Below are 18,664 nucleotides of genomic sequence, written 5' to 3'. Positions count from 1 at the left end.
GGCTATAGGTAAGTAAATAAAATTGATTCGAGTCGACGAGGCATTTTACCTTGCCTTCACCCTGATGCTTCTGACTCTGGAAGATAAAACAATTATTTGAACAAGTGCAATAAGCCATGCCCCGACGTAGGTATTCGCAGCTTTTAACAGAAATTATTGGTAATACCTAGTGAACTTAAACTAGATAGATTAACCCAATATTTTCCCAAAAGTATCAATAGACTACGATGGTGCATAGGTCATTGCACTCACAAAAATGGTCATAGTTAACCATTAGGGTAGTTAATAGTGATCAATTAGCAATTAAAAATTAAAAATCAAAAGGTTATAACTTTTAATTTTTAATTTTTCCTGCTGCTCACTTAATTTGTAGCTTGGGCTGCTAGTATTTGCTTGAGCTTTTCTAACTCAGAAGCCCAACGTGGATCGGGACGAATAGCATCTGAATCATTAGTTGTAGTCGTCGTAGTTTCACGATGGCCACCGCCGCGCCGAGACTTCTTAGAACCTTTATCACGACGGCTGCCTTCTTTGTTAGTGTTAGGAGCAGGATGACCACTAGAGGCACTTGCCGGTTTAGGGGCCGCTTGCTCTTCGCCTTCATCGCCTTTTGTGCGAGGTAAGGCTTTTTCTAACTTAATAGGTGTTTCTTTGAACATTTGACCATTATATTTTTCAATAATTTGGTCAGCTTGTTCATCATTATTGACTGTCAAAAACCCAAAACCACGGCATTTACCAGTTTTGCGGTCTTTGATGAGTTTAGTCGTCACAGCATCGCCCTCTGCGGCAAAAACAGCTTGCAATTCTTGACGATCTATTTCTTCTTTTGGCAAATTGCCTATGTATAGGCGAACGGACATGAACTATACCTCCAGAGTTGGATGAACATGGTGAACATGGCAAGGCAATAAATCATTGCTTGGCTTTGACTTTTATGTACTATTGACCAAGACTGCCGTAAACCAATTTTTTAACTCCAAACTGTCAACTTATACAATACAGTTTTTGTTGGGATCAAGCTTGTTTAATCATAGAGCGTACCAACGCCCAACTACTACCACCTTAATTCTAAAAGTTGTAAATTTATTATTTTACTGCTTAAAACTACAGTAAAATTTTTTCTGCCCTTGCCCGCAGAGTTAAATACCACTCCTTACATTATCACGGTATTTTCTACGTAGCTAGTTCATCATACACTTTTTTAGCAATAGCATTAGGAAATCGTAGCATAAATGACTGAGATTAGGGGATAGGGGAGAGGTAACAGAGGATAAGGAAAGAAAAATAATATGTTTATATTCCAATTGCTTTCAATCTACGTTGCAATATAAATTTTCTTTCTTTGGCAAGAAGCTTTTGTTAATTTGCTCACACCGAGTAGATATTGTCTGTATTTGATAAAGAAACAAAAACCAGCCTGTGGCTGGTCGATTTGCTGCTGTGTTGGGAGGATATAACATAAATAAATTGGCGCAAGCAGCCAGATAAATTTAACTAAGGTTGTTAGCTGCCTTACTTTGACTGCTTATTATTTATTTTTAAAATTTAACATTTTGTAAATTAAATCGCAACCTTTCTTTACATTTTTGTCATTAGTCCATAGTCATTAGTCCATAGTCCACAGTCAAAAAGCAGAAGAGGCTAGGGAGAAGATTTTTTCCCCTGCCCCCCTGCATCTTTACTCTCCCTCATCTCCTATCTCCTACCCAACGAGGAAAATATAGGCTCCCCAAGCTTGGGCGGCGACGGCTAAAACGGTAGACCAGATAGGATGAGGGCTATGAATGGTTTTGCCGCTTTGGGTTTGGATGCTTTGGATGTCAATCCAGGGTGTTGCACCTCGGCGGAACCAACCTGTAACAATAATTTGCCTACCCACTAAATCTTGGGGATTGATAGGTTGTCCTAACCAGGAAACATGGTGTAGTTTGACTAAGCCTGTGCTGGATTGGAGAATTAAGTCTTGGGATAGAAAGTTACTCAGTCCTGGACGACCTATTAACCTGCCGACAAACTGCACGGGAATACTATCTATGGGCAGGCTGGAAGGATTTGTTAACAGGTAGGGCAGTTGATGGTCGGTTTGGACGCTACTGGGTTTGATATCGGGAAAGAAGGCGTTCATCCTGATGATTACACCAATGCTGAAGCATATGAGTAAGCAGCCTGTGACGAATGACAAATCTTCGTAAATCCACTTCAAGTTGATAAACCTCAATGTAAAGGCCGTTTGCCAACCTACCCAAATCAATCCAGCAAAAACACAACCTACAGGAATGCTTAAAAAAGGTGCGATTTGTAATAAGAATGATTGCTGAGTTACTTGTAGTGTCTTTTCGCTGAGTGATTGTTGACTGGTTATGTGGACTTCTGGATCTATATGCCAATGTTGGGCGATGAGGCAAAGTTTACGGATGCGATCGCCAATTAAAGGATGAGTATTATTTATTGTCAACCATCGGCGGTAGGGATTAACGCTATCCCACATCAACATCGATTCAAAGTTGAGATGTCCGGCAATACTTCCTAAAGAAATGCTTTGTTGATAACTTACTGGCAATAAGATATTTAAGCTTTCTAATAAACTACTAGTCTGTTCTTCTTTGTTAATATCAGCCGCAATACCGATGTTAATTTTCAGCAATGCACGTATCAAAGCATTGGGATTACCAGTAACTTCAGCAGCTAGGCGATCGCTATGGTAAGGTCTAAAACGTGAGTATAGTATAGCTGTACCAGTAAGCACACACCAGAGCAGATAAACCAAACTAGAAGCAACGGTAAACGGCCAATGAAATACACCTTTGGCAAATTTGTCTGCCCATGCCGCAATTTGTCGATAAAGCTGGTAAATTGGCAGCGTGATTAGCATTACCAAGGACATGAGGACAAAATCTCTGTTAGTAATCTGTCCTAGTTGGGTAGAGTAGATAGTAGCAATTTCATCATCTGCAAGCTGTTCTAATAACCCTTGACTAACTACAATTCTGGCGTTGCGAGGTAAATTACCATATGTAAAGGCTATGGGTGCAGCTATAGGCAAAATCCGTAATTGGGGTGATGGCCAATGTTTTTGTTGGCAGTAACGATGCAAGACACGGGGCGTTTCCCGGCTGTAGTTAGATAAAATATCTTTTGATAACTCTTGCTGATTATAAAAATAAGCGAGTAACCAATCTAATAACCAAGGTGATATGGCGATCGCAATGAACAATAATGCCAAGATTAGTTGAGTAGGATCTCGATATAAAAGTTGAATTGGTTCTAAGTATGGCAAATTAACTAAAGTGATGTTAATGCTTGCCATGACGAAGTTAATGATTCCTCGCAGCACCCAAAACAAAGCCATGAATGTGCCTGCTGCCAGCAACCGCAAGGGTAAGAGGTTAGGCTTTTTTAATGGTTGCCAAACTTTGGCGCGTTTTGCTTGTCGCCAATAAATGCCAAATTCTTTAGGTTGGGTGTAACTGGAATTTAATAATCCATTGTTGCCTACATATCTATTTTGCAAGCCTACAGATGTTACAGTTGACGAGTAACCTAACTGGCTAGTTGCTGCTTGAGAATTATCGGCGGCTGGCTGATGATTGTTTTGTGATTTTTGACTGGGTTTTCGCTTTTTGGTTAAATGTGTCAACGCTACATTGGCCCAGTCTTTCACTTTGGGGTTTTGGCTTTCTGTCAGCGTCTGACACAAGGCGATCGCTTTTTTGAGTTCGCCACAGCGTGCATAAGCCATGACTAAACCTACCTTTGCTTGTAGGCTGGCATTGCCGTTACTCTGATTTGTGGCTATAGGTTCTAGTTGAGCGATCGCTGATTGATAATTTCCCTGCTTGAGGGCAGCTAAACCAGCCTCTAAAGCCGATTCAGTATGTGAAGGCATAGAAATTCTGGCACTCCATCTCTGCTAATTGATCTATGGTGATGCAACAGTGCGGATCTTAAATGCCAGTGATTTCTAGCCGAATGGAGGCTGGAGGCAGGAGGTAAAAATATTACTGTTTCTAACTTCTTGCTCTCAAAATTTCCTAACCTATCTGCTGAATTACTCTGCAACTGTGGTTTGGCTAGAAAAAACTGGGGCGATCGCGCTGAGTTTTAACTCTGGATGATCTCCCTGTAACTGTTGACAGTTCCACTCGTTGCGGAACAGTAAAACTGGGCGGTTCATGCTGTCTTTGACTGTGGTGGTGTTGAAAATACGCCCCACTTTATTCAAAGCTTCCCAACCACCTTCGACCCAACGGGCGACGCTGTAGGGTAGAAGTTCCAGAATAGTTTCTACACCATACTCGTTTTGTAAGCGAAACTGCACCACCTCGAATTGCAGCTGACCCACAGCTGCCATAATTGGGTCGCGCTTGGCTTCATCAACTGAGTACATAATTTGCACTGCACCCTCTTCGCGCAATTCGGAGATGCCTTTCTGAAATTGCTTAAATTTGGAGGGGTTGGGGTTGCGTAATGTCGCAAATAATTCTGGCGAAAAATACGGAATCCCTTCATATTCCAGCTTTTGACCCGTGTAAATTGTATCGCCGATCGCAAAAACACCTGGATTGTTCAAACCAATTACATCACCTGGATAAGCTACATCAATCGATTCCCGTTCTTGGGCAAAGAGTTTTTGTGGACGCGATAGGCGGACAACTTTACCAGTTCGGGCATGATTAACTGTCATATCTTTTTCAAACTTACCAGTGCAGACCCGGATAAAAGCAACGCGATCGCGGTGTTTAGGGTCCATGTTGGCTTGCAGTTTAAAGACAAAACCAGAAAACTCTGGATAGGTAGGCTCTACTTCACCAATACTACTAACGTGGACTCCTGGTTTTAAGGCATACTCTAGAAAGTACTTCAGGAATAACTCAACCCCAAAGTTCGTCATAGCACTACCAAAGAAAACAGGTGTCATTTTTCCTTGATGCACTAAATCTAAGTCTAGTTCCGGGCCGACACCTTCTAAAAGTTCCAGGTCGTTTTTCAGTTGGTAGTATAAATCCTGTTCTAATAGTTCTTCAATTCTAGGGTCGCCTAATTCTACAGTTGTATCACGGGCTTCCTTGCTACCGTGGGCGCTACGTTCAAATAGGTGGATTTGTTGCTTGTGACGATCAAATACTCCTTTAAAGCGATCGCCCATGCCAATCGGCCAATTTACAGCGTAGGTCTGTAACCCTAATTCTTTTTCAATCTCGTCCAATAATTCCAACGGTTCCCGCCCTGGACGGTCGAGTTTATTTACAAATGTAAAAATCGGTAAACCCTTTAATTTACATACCTCAAATAACTTACGGGTTTGCGGTTCCAAACCCTTAGCCGCATCAATCAACATTACGGCATTATCAGCCGCCGCCAAGGTGCGATAAGTGTCTTCACTAAAATCTTGGTGTCCGGGTGTATCGAGTAAATTAATCTGGCAATTTTCGTACTCAAACTGTAATACTGTAGATGTAATGGAAATACCCCGTTGTTGTTCCATTGCCATCCAGTCCGAAGTCGCCTTACGTTGGGCGCGACGGGCTTTCACCGCACCAGCTTCGTGAATCGCACCCCCGTACAACAGTAATTTTTCTGTCAGCGTGGTTTTACCAGCGTCAGGGTGAGAGATAATAGCAAAATTGCGGCGAAGCTCAACTGCTTGGTGGAGTTCCGTCTGAATTTCAGTTGACATAAACTATATTGCTTTCCTCGTTACGTAACTTAACTTAATTTTTTTCTACTTTAGCGAGTCTTTTTATCTTAAAACAACGATGCTCATGCTAGGAAAGCATCTTCCTTTTTGTGTCTCTGTGGTAAAAAGTGACTTTTTTAACCACGGAGGTACGTTAGGCACAGAGAAATTAACAAGCTTTAATTGTGTTTAAGAAAAAGCTAAATCATCAAATCAACCGCACTTTAATCTTTGGTTTTATGGAATGATATTTACAGTCTAGATGCACTGAAGTTGTGGGTAGATTTCTTGTTTGCAGAAAATCAGGAAATTAGTCACCCATACTTTAATTATTACTTTTTTTTAATAAAAATTATCATAAATATATCCCAAAAGTTGAGAACTTAAAAGTAGATGGTTGAAGATTTGGTCAAATCTCAATTGTCTTTGTTCTTGATAATTCAACTTATAAAATTCTCAATTTTTGTGATGTAATACGGATGCCTACCAAGCTGGACAAATTCTCAGTTGCTTTTGTCACTAACAATTGACCGCGATCGCGCGGTAAAATACAAAATTGCCCCACAACTTCATGCAGAGTAGGGCAAAGGACAGTTAAGCACTTTTCGTAGTCTGTCCGACAACAACGGAGTTTCGTCAGACTTTTGTGACGCTTTGTTTTGTGTCCATACCATTGTTATTCTTTACATAAATTTATGTTTCCAACACATCGCCCTCGTCGTTTGCGTACTCATCCCCAATTACGCCGCATGGTACGCGAGACTGTATTGACTACCAATGATTTGATCTATCCGTTGTTTGCTGTTCCCGGTGAAGGAATTGCTAATGAAGTAAAATCTATGCCTGGAGTCTACCAACTCTCGGTAGATAAAATTGTGGAAGAGGCTAAGGAAGTTTACGATTTAGGCATTCCCGCAATTATTCTCTTTGGTATTCCCGTAGATAAGGATACAGATGCTACTGGTGCTTGGCATGATTGCGGTATCGTTCAGAAAGCTGCAACTGCGGTAAAAGAAGCCGTTCCCGATTTGATTGTGATTGCTGATACTTGTCTATGTGAGTACACCAGTCACGGTCATTGTGGTTATTTGCAAGTGGGTGATTTGACAGGACGAGTATTAAACGACCCCACTCTAGAATTATTGAAGAAAACAGCCGTGTCTCAAGCCAAAGCTGGTGCGGATATTATAGCCCCTTCTGGGATGATGGATGGCTTTGTGCAAGCAATTCGTGCTGGTTTGGATGAAGCGGGATTCCAAGACACGCCGATTTTGTCCTATGCTGCTAAGTATGCTTCGGCTTATTATGGCCCATTTAGAGATGCAGCTGATTCTACACCACAATTTGGCGATCGCAGAACTTACCAAATGGACCCAGGTAACTCCCGTGAAGCCATCAAGGAAATTGAATTGGATATCGCCGAAGGCGCTGATATGTTGATGGTGAAACCAGCTTTGGCTTACATGGACATTATCTGGCGGGTAAAGGAAGCGAGTAATTTACCTGTGGCTGCTTACAACGTCTCTGGTGAGTATTCTATGGTGAAAGCTGCGGCGTTGAATGGTTGGATTGATGAACAGCGCGTGGTAATGGAAACTCTGATTGGGTTTAAGCGTGCTGGTGCAGATTTGATTTTGACTTATCACGCTAAAGATGCTGCACGTTGGTTGCAGTAGGGTGATTTTTCTCACGCCAAGACGCATTCGCCGTAAGGCGTTCCCGTTCGCGGTAGCGTCCCGTAGGGAAGGGTAGGCGCAAAGTGTTTTTTTGGTTTTTGCGTCTTGGCGTGAGATTGTTAATTTCTAATTAATCAATGGATAAATTAACGCAATATAGACAATACATTCAGCAGCTAATTTTGAATTTTGAATTTTGAATTTTGAATTTTATTTCCGCGTTGTTGGGAATTAAATTTTTGTACTTGTTGTAACATTTGTTCGGCATTTTTTGCCCATTGTGGATTGTTTTGGGTGTTATATAAATTTTTAGCGTAATTCAATACTTTTGTAGCTTCGTTATATTGCTTTAACTGCATAAAAGCTAAACCTGCACCGTAATAAGCATTGGGATAATTAGGATTAGCTTCGGCTGATTTTCTAAATGCTGCTAATGCTGCTTGGGAATTGCCTTGATTAAAGGAGATAACGCCTAAATTATAATGAGCTTCTGGATATTTAGGATTAATTTTGACGGCTTGATTAAAAGCATTTTGAGCTTCTTTTAGTTTACCTTGTTGTAAATAACATATCCCCAAATGATAATGAGGTTCGGGGGCATTTTTACTATATTGTGATGCTTTTTTAAAAGAGGCGATCGCACCTTCCCAATTTTGTTGCTGTTGTCTGACTAGCCCTAAGTTATAATGGGCAAAACCCAATGTTGGATCTAGCTCTAAAGCGCGTTGTAAATAATCGTTAGCTTGTTGTAAATTATTACCTTCCAATAATGCACCGCCTAAATTAGCATAGGCTAAAGCAAAGTTGGGATCACTTTGGGTAGCACGATAGAATGCGTCGGCGGCTGGTTGTAGTTGTCCGGTTTGCCGCAGTGCTAAACCCAGGTTGTAATGGGCTGGGGCTAAGGTAGGATCTAATTGAGCGGCTTGTTGAAAGGCTGCGATCGCATCTTGGAATCTGCCTGCTTGAATAGCTTGTAATCCCTGATTTAATAAGGTTGTGGCTGTTGGTAAACTATATTGTGCCAACAGTTTTGGAATAGTAGGGATATTTGCGTTGACAGGTGTCAAGCTTGCGCCTAGCAATACCAAACTCAGCAGTGCTGTTAAGCGATATCTAAAAAATGATAATCTCATTAGTGGGCAACTCACAACAATTTTGCTCTTTTTACTTCAAATAAACTGACATTAAAAATTAAGTTTTAACAAAAATTTTAGATTCTGCATTAAAGTTCGTATCGCTTAATCTTTCTTAAAATAAATCTTACGAGAAACTACAATTTTTTTTGACATTGATTAAAGGAAGGATAATGACAAATTAAGGAGAAGATAATGCAAAAATTATCCATCTCTGAAATTTTGTCAGTTAACTGTTAACTGATAACTGACAAGCGTAATAAACAGGGCTATGCGGTAGAGAAGCTTACCGCAAGGGAGGTTTTATGAGCGAAAAAGTCAGATTAGGTTCGCGGAATGTTGCCATTGTCGGCCCTTATTTAAGTGGAAAAACAACATTACTAGAAAGCTTATTATTTGTTACAGGAGCGATTACTCGCAAAGGCAGCGTTAAGGATAGTAACACAGTTGGGGATAGCGCAACAGAATCGCGCGATCGCCACATGAGTGTAGAAATTAGTACCGCTTGCGCCGAGTATAATGATATCCGTTTTACCTTTATAGATTGCCCAGGTAGCGTTGAATTTGCTCAAGAAACATATAATGCTTTGATGGGTGTTGATGCGGCAATTGTAGTTTGTGAACCAATACGTGAAAGAGTCCTCACCCTCGCTCCTCTATTTAAGTTCCTAGACGACTGGGAAATTCCCCATCTTGTCTTTGTGAATAAAATGGATCGAGCAAATATTCATGTCCTCGAAACATTACACGCCCTCAAAGCAGTTTCCAGCCGTCCATTAGTAGCGCATCAATACCCCATCATGCTAGGGGAACAACTCACCGGCTTCATCGATATGGTGAGTGAACAAGCCTATCAATATCATCCTGGCGCACCTGCTGATCCTATTCCCTTCCCAGAACATCTTAAAGAAGAAGAACATACCGCACGAGCAGAAATGCTCGAAGCTTTAGCAAATTTTGATGACCACTTATTGGAAGAACTATTAGAAGATATTGAACCACCCCAAGAAGAAATCCTCAAAGATTTAAAAATGGAATTAGGGGCTGATTTAGTAGTCCCCGTCTTCTTTGGTGTAGCTGAACAAGATTATGGTGTCAGACCTTTATTAGAAGCTTTACTGCGAGAGTCTCCCGAACCAGAAACCACAGCCGCCCGTCGCCTCAAAGGTAAACCCAGCAATACACCCATAGCCCAAGTATTGAAAACCTTTTACACACCCCAAGGTGGTAAACTCTCCCTAGTGCGGGTATGGCAAGGTAAGCTCACCGATGGTATCGTCCTCAACGGTGTGCGTGCTGGTGGTATTTATCGCCTCATGGGACAACAGCAACAGTCGTTAAATGAAGCTAATGCGGGTGAAATTGTCGCCCTCAGCCGTTTAGAAGGAATCAAAACTGGTGATACCATCTCTACCGAACGTCCGGCGGAATTAGCCAAAGCCGAACATTTGGAACCAGTGTACGCCCTAGCTATCACCCCCGAAAAGCGCAACGATGAAGTCAAACTCAGCAGCGCTATCACCAAATTATTAGAAGAAGACCCTTCTCTGGCTTGGGAACAGCATGGTGATACCCATGAGGTTATCTTATGGGGACAAGGTGAAATACATTTGCAAGTCGCCCTCGATAGACTGCGCCGCAAGTATAACCTAGCCATGTCTACCCATCTGCCACAAGTACCTTATAAAGAAACCATCCGTAAACCCGTCACTTCAGTACATGGACGCTACAAACATCAAAGCGGTGGACATGGACAATTCGGTGATGTGTTCTTAGATATTAAACCTTTACCACGGGGCGAAGGCTTCAACTTTAAGGAAACTATCGTTGGCGGTGTAGTTCCCAGACAGTACATTCCTGGGGTAGAAACGGGTGTGCGGGAATTTCTAGTACACGGGCCTTTAGGCTTCCCAGTGGTGGATGTGTCGGTGACATTAACCAACGGTTCCTATCACACCGTTGATAGTTCCGAACAAGCCTTCAAACAAGCCGCCCGTTTGGCAATGCAAACAGGGATACCCCAAGCTCAACCCACCTTATTAGAGCCAATTTTGCGGGTAGAAGTGACCACACCCAGCGAATTTACCTCTAAGGTGCTGCAATTGCTGAGTGGTAGACGGGGGCAGATTTTAGGCTACGAAGGCAGACAAGATTGGCAAGGTTGGGATAATATCACAGCTTACTTGCCACAAGCAGAGATGCAGAACTTTATTGTAGAGCTGCGATCGCTCACTCTCGGCGTTGGTTCCTTCCATTGGGCTTATGATCACCTGCAAGAAGTCCCAGAAAAGCTTGCTGAAAAAGTGCTTGCTAGTAACGGTCATAGTAATAACGGTAATGGCAAGTAATATCAGTTAACAAATGTCTCCTCTATTCAGAATCTTTGGAGTGGTAATATTTATCACTCCATTTTTTTGGCTGGGAACTGGGAATGTTAATAAGTACAACTCTACCGTTCATATATAGTGGTTCTCATACCAATTAAAAATTCAAAATTAAGAAAGTGAGACTTATACCGATTCAAAAAATCTTTGCAACACATCGATTCATGCAACAAAGCCTTAATGAGTTGTTTATTTCCTCATTCTGCACTCAAAAATTCTAGATACCCATTACTCAGTTCTTTCACCGCTAAATCATAAAATTGCTTACCATGTTCTGGTGTTGCTAAAGCGGGATTAGAACCCATACGTCCATCTGGGTAATGCAATCTAAAATCAGTAGCACCATAAATTCTATGTCCCTTGGCTACTTCTGGTGTAAGAGGTGCTTGCTTGATTACTTCTGGGTAAACATATTGGGTGACTGCGACTTCGCTAGGGGTAGCGTGAGAACCTTCTTGATCGCCATACAATTCTTTAGCCAGCTTGTATACCGAACTGCACATAAACCAGTTAGCTACTTGGCATTGTACCTTGTGAGCATTAGGAATCTGCAAATCTTCTAAATAGACGTATGTTTCCGAAAATGCGGCTTTTAGGGTGGCAATATTACCGCCATGTCCGTTAATAAAGCAGAATTTAGTAAAACCAACTTTGGCAAGACTAGTTACATAATCTCGCACCACCAGAATTAAAGTGCTGGGACGCAAACTGATAGTTCCAGGAAAAGCCGTATGATGTAATGCCATCCCCACATTGATTGTAGGCCCAACGATCGCCCCAGTTGCTTCACCCACACCACGCGCGATCGCTTCTGCACAAATTGCATCAGTACCAATTAAACCCGTTGGCCCATGCTGTTCAGTCGAACCAATAGGCAAAATAATTCCTGTAGATGTTTGCAAATAGGTTTCAACTTCCTGCCATGTGCTTAAATGTAGTAGCATTTTTTACTTTTTAGGAAAATAGTTGATTTTGTGTATTTGCTTAATTTTTGAATTGTTATCCCTACTTTGCCGCAATTACCCACACACCATCCCAATCATCGGGAGGAGGTGTTTTTTGATAATTGTAGGCGCGTTCTAAATGAATATTAACAGCTTGGTCTGTGGGACGAAGATATTTAGCTAACTCAAAATAAGCGATCGCCTGGGCAAAATTTCCAGCTAGATAAGCAGTCCTACCCGTATGATAATGAAAGAGAAAGTCTTGCGTGTTGGCATCAAGGGGAGTATGGCGATCGCTGATTAACTCGTATATATTAACAGCTTGGTTTTTACCCTTCACACGGATTTTATCTAACTGACGTACCCAAATGCGATCGCAGCACAGTTGGTAAGTAGATTCGCTGATAATTATGTCGCAACCATATTCTTTGGTGACAGTTTCCAAACGCGAACTTAAATTGACACCATCCCCAATAACAGTGTAATCCATGCGTTTGTGGGAACCGATATTACCAGAAACTACTTCCCCCGAACTGATACCAATACCAATTTTAATTTGTGGTTGTGCCTGAATGATGCGCCGTTGATTAAACTCCTGCAAACGTTGACGCATATCTAAAGCTGACTGTACCGCTTGCCAAGCATGATTTTCTGTTAATGGTAGCGGCGCACCAAAGACAGCCATTAAAGCATCACCAATAAATTTATCTAAAGTACCTTCATAGTTAAAAACCGCTTCAACCATTGTTTCAAAATACTGGTTCAGCAGTGATACAACCTCAGCCGCACCTAAACTTTCTGTAAGTGTAGTGTAGCCTCGGATATCGGAAAATAAAACAGTCACATCCTTGCGTTCGCCTACCATCAACGCATCTTCGCCCAAAGCCATGACTTGTTCAGCTACATGGGGTGTGAGGTAGCGATACATAGTACTTTTCAGGCGTTTTTCTTGGCTGATATCTTCCAAAACCACCAAGCCACCGCGCACACCGCCTTCTGGGTTAGTCAAGGGGTTGACGGTAAGGTTAATACTACGTTCTAAGATTTTTACCTCGTCTGGGGTGAGAAACTTCGACTGGGGAGTTTGCGGTAAATTCCAGGGAAGAAAAATATCTGGGTTAGTGCGATCGCGCACTGTCAAAATATAATGGTCATGAGTTTCATGTAAACCCCTACCTTCAGCATTTAGTAATTGATAAATTCCTACCGTCAAACTTTGCTCTGGCACATAATGTTTTGCACCACTTTTTAAACTATCTTCCAAGCGCATTTGTAGATTATCAATTGGTACAACCTCCCAAACTAGGCGACCAATTAAATTTTGTTCCCACAGTATTTTATTACCTTTATTATTAGCATCTCCTAAAGGACAACCTAATAATTCTAATGCTGCGTCGTTAATAGTAACAATTCTGCCTGCCATATCTGTAGAAATTACAGCATCAGACAAACTCTGCAAAATATCTTTTTGATATTGCTTTTCTAATAGGACATTTTCAAATAAACGAGCATTTTCTAAAGCAATTCCTGCCTGAATATTAAAAGCCCGCATAAATTCTTCATCAGAAGCAGTAAAACTTCCTTGCTGCTTATTAATTAACTGTGTCACACCTATTAATTCATTAGCAGAATTAAACACTGGTAAACATAAAATATTGCGAGTTAAATAACCTGTTTTTCTATCTGTTGACGGGTCAAAACGTGGGTCTTTATAAGCATCAGGAATATTTAGTGCCTGTCCCGTAGATGCTACATAACCCACAATACCCCGGTTAGCAGGCATACGGATTTCCATTAAATTCGACGTATCTGCTGCGGCGGCTACCTTAGTCCACAGTTCTCCCATCTCTTTACGATACAAGAACAAAGTGCTGCGATCGGCCTGCATTAAAATGCGTGCCTGTTCCATCACTATTTGCAAGGTCGCTTCCAAATCTAAACTTTGCCCTAGTGTTTGTGTAGCACGTAAAAGCGCTGTAGCCCCCCGTTGATTACGTGCTGCAACATAAAAAGATTGACAGGTTTCTAAAATAATCCCAATAGAAGCTGCAAAGTCTCGAAAACACTCCTCATCATCTTGATTAAAAGGTATATTTCCCGCCTTATTTGCCAGTTGTACCACTGCTACAACCTGATTTTTACTACTAACAACAGGCATACATAAAATATTATGAATTTTATAGCCCATTTGTTTTTCTAACTCTGGACTAAACAGAGGATGAGTAGCAGTTTCAGAAATATTTAGATATTGACCAGTGCTGGCAACATGACCTGGAATACCTACAGTAATGGGTGTCCGAATTTCTAGAAATTTCGCTCCATTATCCTGTGGTACTTTTGACCACAACTGACCTTTATCATAATCAACCAAAAAAATAGCTGTATATTCTGCTTGGAGAATTTGACCAATTTTGAGTGTAATTGCTTCTAAAACTTTCTCCAACATATTCTCTAGAGCCTCATTATTAATGAGTTCAATTGCCCTGAGAAATTGTTGAAACTCAGCAGTAATAAAATCTAGTAAGCAAACAAATTCGTTAACAGAAAGGTCTTTAACCCGACGCAATAGACCATGAGTCCGATTAACTTGAGTCAATTCTGTTAATGAAGCCAAAACGCTACCAGGGTTAGGAAGAGTCATGTTTTATTGGTCATTAGTCATTGGTCATTAGTCATTGGTCATTGGTCATTGGTCATTGGTCAATTGTTAGTTATTTTCTACTGCTTCCTCCACTCTCCCAGTCAACGGTCAACAGTCAACAATTAACTAACTTTTGTCAACTTTTCCGCAAATATTACCTTTTGATAATAGTCCTGTAACTGGCGTGTAGCAGCTGCCCATCCCCACTTTTCTGCTTCTCTACGAGCGTTTTGCCGGATGTTATCACGTTCTTGTTGGTTTTCCAAAAGGCGGATAGTAGCGTTAATGGCATCTTGAATGTCGGCTTTCGGGTCAAATAGATAACCATTTACCCCATCTGTGACAATATCAGGGATACCACCAGAACGGGCTGCTACTACAGGACAGCCAGCCGCCATTGCTTCTAGTAATACTAAACCAAGTGTTTCTGTACGGGATGGAAAGATGAAAGCATCAGCACTGGCAAAAGCAGCACCTAATTCAGTTCCCATCAGATAACCGACAAAATTAGTATTTGTAAGAGCGAAATGTTTTTCTAATGCTTGGCGGTGGGGTCCGTCTCCTACCAATGCTAATCGCGCTTGGGGAATTGCTTCTAATATGGGTTTGATCCGCTCAATTTCTTTTTCTGCGGAAAGGCGACCTACATACAATAATAGGGGGCTTTCAGGATGATTTTTTGTGAGGCGCGATCGCATCTCTACACTTGCTAATTCAGGCTGAAATAATTCTGTATCAACGCCTCTTTGCCACAAATCTACTCGTTCGATACCATGCGCTGATAGTTCTTCCACCATCGCCGTAGAAGTACAAAGATTTAAAGCTGCTTGGTTATGCGCCCCTTTTAACAGTTCCCACAACAACCCCTCAAGCATCCCCAAGCCGTAATGCTGGAGATATTGGGGTAAATGGGTATGGTAAGAAGCTACTAGGGGAATTTTCTGGACTTTGCTGTAAAAAATACCTGACAAACCCAAAACTGCCGGATTGACAACATGAATAATATCTGGTCGAAAATCTTCTAAGGCGTAACCAATAGATGGACGAGGAAGCGCCATTTTTAACTCTGGATACAAGGGTAAGGGAAAGCCACTAACCCCGTAAACTTTCGCTCCTTTATGTTCCGTAATTCCCCCATCAGGGGCAACCACTAACACTTGATTTCCCAAACGTTGTAGATGGTCAACGGTGTGGCGCAGGCGTGTCACAATGCCGTCAACTTTAGGTAAAAAAGTTTCGGTAAATAGGGCAATTTTCATACAAAATTATTCAATCCCAGCAGGTAATCCCAAATGCTGTTGAATTTTGGGATCTACAACAGAGTAAACTGTCTTGCGTGGCGTAATCAATTCTGTAAGGTCAGAATTAAGGTTTGATTGCTTTATTATTTGCTTTTGCTCTAAGCGAATGCCTGAAAAAAAGTATAGGGTGTATGGAAGTAAGAATAAAAGTAAATTCTACCCTTACACCGTTACACCCCTCTACTTTTAAACCCGTACATTCATTAACTTCTATGCCAAGAGACTTTGGGTAAAATTTGCTTTTGATCAACTCGTTGTTGATACTTAACAGCAAAGTTTAGCAAAGAATCAAGCAGAGAATCAGATAGATAGTGAGGCTGTAGACCTAAATCAAGCAATTTAGTATTTTTAGCGTTGAAGTAATGTTCTTCTTTCTCGATTCTGGGATTAGCTAGGTTGTTGATTTCTACATTCAACCCCAAAGCATTCCCGGCTTTTTTCACCATTAATGCCAAGTCGCCAACGCTAAATAGTTCGGTAAATTGGTTAAATACGCGGAACTCGCCTGCATTTGCAGGATTGGCGATCGCTAATTCAATACACCGCACAGTATCCCGAATATCCAAGAATCCCCGTGTTTGCCCACCTTTACCGTAAACAGTCAAGGGATGACCAATCGCCGCTTGAATACAGAAACGATTCAACGCTGTACCAAACACACCATCGTAATCTAGGCGGTTAATCAACAGTTCGTCCATCCCCGTTTCTTCGGTGAGAACGCCGTAAACCACACCTTGGTTTAAATCTGTTGCCCGTAATCCCCAAATCCGGCAAGCAAAATGGATGTTATGGCTGTCATGAACTTTACTCAAGTGATACATCGAACCGGGCTGCTTAGGATAAGGTAGAGTATCCTTGCGCCCATTGTGTTCAATGGTGATGTAGCCTTCTTCAATATCAATATTAGGTGTGCCGTATTCCCCCATCGTTCCCAACTTTACTAGGTGACAGTCGGGGAAATCTTCCTTCATGGCATACAGCAAGTTCAATGTACCCACAACATTATTGACTTGGGTCAGAACTGCGTGTTCACGATCAATCATCGAAAATGGCGCTGAACGTTGTTCACCAAAATGAACAATGGCATTTGGTTCAAATTTGTGCAACGCTTTCTGGAGAAATTCATAGTTGGTAATATCACCAACAAACAGGTCTATAGATTTGCCAGTTAAATCCTGCCAGCGCTGGAGACGTTGCTGAATTGGTGCGATCGGAGTCAGAGTTTCGATACCCAGTTCATTATCCCAGTGCCGACGCACCAAACTATCTAATATTCCAACTTCATAACCACGACTGGAAAGATAAAGTGCGGTTGCCCAACCGCAATACCCATCACCACCAATAACTAGGACTTTCATTTTCACCAGTTGATACTCGTTGTTAGCTAAATCTACCAGTTTTCTGTACCCGCTCACTCATCATTCTGGTGGATGTACTCGAATGGGGAGTGGGGGAAGATGAGGGAGTAAGGGAAGTAGGGGGAGTAGGAGAAGAAAGATAAGTAGCTCAGTGTTAAAAATTATCGCTATGGCAAGGCAGGAGGCAGAAGGGAAGAGGGTTATAGCTTTGTTTACCTTTCTTAACTTAGTTTTGTTTTTTCTCACCGACTCACTTATATGAGTTTTAGTTACTAAAGAATATTATGTCCCTCATCTCCCCGTCACCCTATACTGCTGGGCAATGTAATAGAACAAAGGATGGTAGTTAGCAAAATCTTGACTTGGGCTTTTGCCTTGCCAGTGGTACTCTACCTGATTCTGATTCAATGTCAACTTCATAGAACTAACAGTGTTCCCTGTTTCTACTAACAGCCATCCCCTTAAGCCTTGAGTAGTTTGAAAGTTATAGCTACCTGATGTTTCGCTCTCTCCATCTCCATTAATGGGTTTCGATAACTGATTACTTGCCCAGCCGCGAATTTCTACGTCGCTATTTTTGGGTGAGACAAAAGCAATTCCATCATCATTTGTAGGCGCATTTAAGGGATTCCAGTTGCTGGGATAGGGGAACTCAAAGCCGTAGCGTGAATTGCTATAAGTTTTCCAACGAATACTGGTGATATCTAAGATGGGCGTACTACAAGCCCACAATGTTAAGGAAAACGCTAAAAGACAAAATGCTTTGCCATTAAACATTCCTTTTAGAGCTTTTCTCGAAAAAGTATAAATAAATACAGTTATTCTATGTTTTATTACTACAATATTTATTGTTATTTCTCTCATTTCTGAAACCAAAAAGATATACATATAAACCATTGCAGGCAATATATTAGCCATTTGATTTTATACAAAACTTATTTAGGTTTAGTTTTATAGATAACATAAGACTTCGACGTTATTTGTAACAACTTTACGTCAATTGTAAAGAAGTATGACAAAATAGCCGTCAAAGCGTCTTACTGGCTTGACAACCAAGCTGGCAATCGATACCGTAATATACATACCCGGGTAAGGCCATTGAAAAGTTATATGCAAACTAAGCAAAAGGTTACGTTATATCTATCGCCTGAACTGCACAAGAAGCTGAAGATTCGTTCAGCAATTGATTCTGAACACATGTCAGATTTAGCTGAACGCGCTCTTGGTTTCTACTTAGCTAACCCACATTTAGTTGAGGAATTAGAGGCTTCAACATACGGACGAACTCATCGAGTATATTCATGTCCCACTTGTGAAAGTTCATTGGTATTACGTGATGGGGAATTGATTAATTTAGGAAATCAACCTGGATTAGTCGGTCAAGAGCATCTTCCCATTGATGAAATGACGGAAGCAGAAACCCATCCCAAGGGTGAGGAAGAATTGGTTCCTTGCTAGATACGAATTAGAAAGGAAATCATAATTCGGTTGTTGTCACAAACGAAACGATGTCTTTACTGTACTAGGGTCTCAAGCAGGTCGAT

At 41.3% G+C, this 18,664-nt stretch carries 12 protein-coding genes; 3 read left to right on the top strand and 9 right to left on the bottom strand.

Annotated features, from left to right (window positions below; genetic code table 11):
• Positions 1 to 362: 362 nt before the first annotated feature.
• From NSMS1_RS08800 to prfC, 3 genes are all read right to left on the bottom strand, one after another.
• Positions 363 to 863, bottom strand: coding sequence for an RNA recognition motif domain-containing protein (locus NSMS1_RS08800; RefSeq protein WP_224092587.1), 501 nt, complete (start codon positions 861 to 863; stop codon positions 363 to 365).
• An 842-nt stretch (positions 864 to 1,705) separates the two neighbouring features.
• Positions 1,706 to 3,889, bottom strand: coding sequence for a M48 family metalloprotease (locus NSMS1_RS08795; RefSeq protein ID WP_224092585.1), 2,184 nt, complete (start codon positions 3,887 to 3,889; stop codon positions 1,706 to 1,708).
• 162 nt (positions 3,890 to 4,051) lie between these two features.
• Positions 4,052 to 5,680: a peptide chain release factor 3 gene (gene prfC / locus NSMS1_RS08790; protein ID WP_224092584.1), complete on the bottom strand. Its 1,629-nt coding sequence runs from the start codon at positions 5,678 to 5,680 to the stop codon at positions 4,052 to 4,054.
• Positions 5,681 to 6,375: 695 nt separating this feature from the next.
• Between prfC and hemB the strand changes: the two genes are divergently transcribed.
• On the top strand, positions 6,376 to 7,356 hold the full coding sequence (hemB, locus tag NSMS1_RS08785) for a porphobilinogen synthase (RefSeq protein ID WP_224092583.1): 981 nt from the start codon (positions 6,376 to 6,378) through the stop codon (positions 7,354 to 7,356).
• Positions 7,357 to 7,532: 176 nt separating this feature from the next.
• Here the strand turns inward: hemB and NSMS1_RS08780 are convergent, their stop codons facing one another.
• Positions 7,533 to 8,492: a tetratricopeptide repeat protein gene (locus tag NSMS1_RS08780; RefSeq protein ID WP_224092582.1), complete on the bottom strand. Its 960-nt coding sequence runs from the start codon at positions 8,490 to 8,492 to the stop codon at positions 7,533 to 7,535.
• Between the two features lie 305 nt (positions 8,493 to 8,797).
• Between NSMS1_RS08780 and NSMS1_RS08775 the strand changes: the two genes are divergently transcribed.
• A complete protein-coding gene (locus NSMS1_RS08775) occupies positions 8,798 to 10,840 on the top strand; it encodes an elongation factor G (protein WP_224092581.1) in 2,043 nt (680 codons plus the stop codon).
• A gap of 233 nt (positions 10,841 to 11,073) precedes the next feature.
• Here the strand turns inward: NSMS1_RS08775 and NSMS1_RS08770 are convergent, their stop codons facing one another.
• The 5 genes from NSMS1_RS08770 to NSMS1_RS08750 all read right to left on the bottom strand — a co-directional run bounded on the left by NSMS1_RS08770 (position 11,074) and on the right by NSMS1_RS08750 (position 17,897).
• Positions 11,074 to 11,820 (bottom strand): creatininase family protein, encoded by a 747-nt coding sequence (locus tag NSMS1_RS08770; protein WP_224092580.1) that lies wholly within the window; start codon positions 11,818 to 11,820, stop codon positions 11,074 to 11,076.
• Between the two features lie 61 nt (positions 11,821 to 11,881).
• Positions 11,882 to 14,461, bottom strand: coding sequence for a GAF domain-containing protein (locus NSMS1_RS08765; protein WP_224092579.1), 2,580 nt, complete (start codon positions 14,459 to 14,461; stop codon positions 11,882 to 11,884).
• Positions 14,462 to 14,583: 122 nt separating this feature from the next.
• Positions 14,584 to 15,720 (bottom strand): glycosyltransferase family 4 protein, encoded by a 1,137-nt coding sequence (locus tag NSMS1_RS08760; RefSeq protein WP_224092577.1) that lies wholly within the window; start codon positions 15,718 to 15,720, stop codon positions 14,584 to 14,586.
• A 245-nt stretch (positions 15,721 to 15,965) separates the two neighbouring features.
• Positions 15,966 to 17,120: an NAD-dependent epimerase/dehydratase family protein gene (locus tag NSMS1_RS08755; RefSeq protein ID WP_224092575.1), complete on the bottom strand. Its 1,155-nt coding sequence runs from the start codon at positions 17,118 to 17,120 to the stop codon at positions 15,966 to 15,968.
• 291 nt (positions 17,121 to 17,411) lie between these two features.
• A complete protein-coding gene (locus NSMS1_RS08750) occupies positions 17,412 to 17,897 on the bottom strand; it encodes a hypothetical protein (protein WP_224092573.1) in 486 nt (161 codons plus the stop codon).
• A gap of 333 nt (positions 17,898 to 18,230) precedes the next feature.
• Between NSMS1_RS08750 and NSMS1_RS08745 the strand changes: the two genes are divergently transcribed.
• Complete coding sequence (locus NSMS1_RS08745; RefSeq protein ID WP_224092572.1) at positions 18,231 to 18,578, top strand: hypothetical protein; 348 nt, start codon at positions 18,231 to 18,233, stop codon at positions 18,576 to 18,578.
• The last annotated feature ends 86 nt before the right edge of the window (positions 18,579 to 18,664 follow it).

Source organism: Nostoc sp. MS1 (assembly GCF_019976755.1).
Taxonomy (GTDB): Bacteria; Cyanobacteriota; Cyanobacteriia; order Cyanobacteriales; family Nostocaceae; genus Trichormus.
Note: the sequence above shows the minus strand (reverse complement) of the source record. Positions and strands in the feature narration are given on the sequence as shown.